This is a genomic window from Acinetobacter sp. AL9 (genome assembly GCF_041464035.1).
In the GTDB taxonomy this organism is placed as follows: Bacteria; Pseudomonadota; Gammaproteobacteria; order Pseudomonadales; family Moraxellaceae; genus Acinetobacter; species Acinetobacter towneri.
The window spans coordinates 1-823 of sequence record NZ_JAYFSK010000142.1 but is presented as its reverse complement, the minus strand read 5'-3'; the positions used below and the strand labels follow the sequence as shown (position 1 = coordinate 823).

The window sequence follows — 823 nt, the reverse complement described above, 5'->3', positions numbered from 1 at the left end:
TTTCACAAATTTCAACCTTGTTGATTCTGAATATATTGTTTGATTATTTCCAAAGGCGCACCACCACAAGACCCTGCAAAATATGATCTTGACCATAAAACAGGTTTTGTATAATTCCCTCTCAAGTCTAAAAACTCATTTCGCATTCTTCTACTTGTTACAGACTTTAAATTATTAACCAATTTGCTTAACTGTACCGTTGGTGGATACTGAATAAGCATGTGAACATGGTCGGATTCACCATTACATTCCTTTAATTCAGCATCAAAATCTTTACATATTTCAGTTGCACACTCATTGAAATATTTATGATGCAACTCACCTAGTATTTTTTTTCGATATTTCGTTATAAAAACTAAATGAACATGAAGATTAAAGGCTGAATGTCGGTTTTTATATATCTCACTCATTGAAAAAATATACCTAAAATGTTAGAATCAGCACCATATTAACAGATACACACTCATTAATGAAAATCAACAAAGCGTATAAATTTAGGCTTGAGCCTAATGTCGAGCAAGAGGTTATTTTAAATAATCTCGTTGGCTCTGCACGCTTTGTTTGGAATCAAATATTAGCAATTTCATTTGAAATGTTTGCTCAAAATAAACACATTAATGCGGTGAATCTAGTAAAAAAGATAACAGCACTGAAAAAGAATCCTCAGTTTAGCTTTTTAGATGGAAATTCAAATGCTGTGTCACTTCAACAAAAAGTTCGTGATCTTGCATCAGCATGGGGGAAGTTTTTCAACCCTAAAGAACATGCTCGACTAAAAGAAAAAAAGCGCAAACCTAAGAAACCTAAATTTTTTAAATTGGCT

2 protein-coding genes are annotated in these 823 nt (G+C 32.3%); one reads left to right on the top strand and one right to left on the bottom strand.

The genetic code is table 11. From position 1 onward, the window contains the following. Nucleotides 1–11: 11 nt before the first annotated feature. Nucleotides 12–410 carry an IS200/IS605 family transposase gene (tnpA, locus tag ACEO2X_RS13980; protein WP_004970281.1) on the bottom strand — a complete coding sequence of 133 codons (399 nt, stop codon included), beginning with the start codon at nt 408–410 and terminating at the stop codon, nt 12–14. A gap of 59 nt (nt 411–469) precedes the next feature. Here tnpA and ACEO2X_RS13975 point away from each other — a divergent pair. Next, nucleotides 470–823 (top strand): helix-turn-helix domain-containing protein (locus ACEO2X_RS13975; protein ID WP_371972167.1); only part of this gene is annotated, 354 nt, incomplete at its 3' end.

Coding starts and splice junctions, on each gene's coding strand:
- tnpA (WP_004970281.1), bottom strand. CDS start 410: ATGAGTGAGATATATAAAAACCGACATTCAGCCTTTAATCTTCATGTT.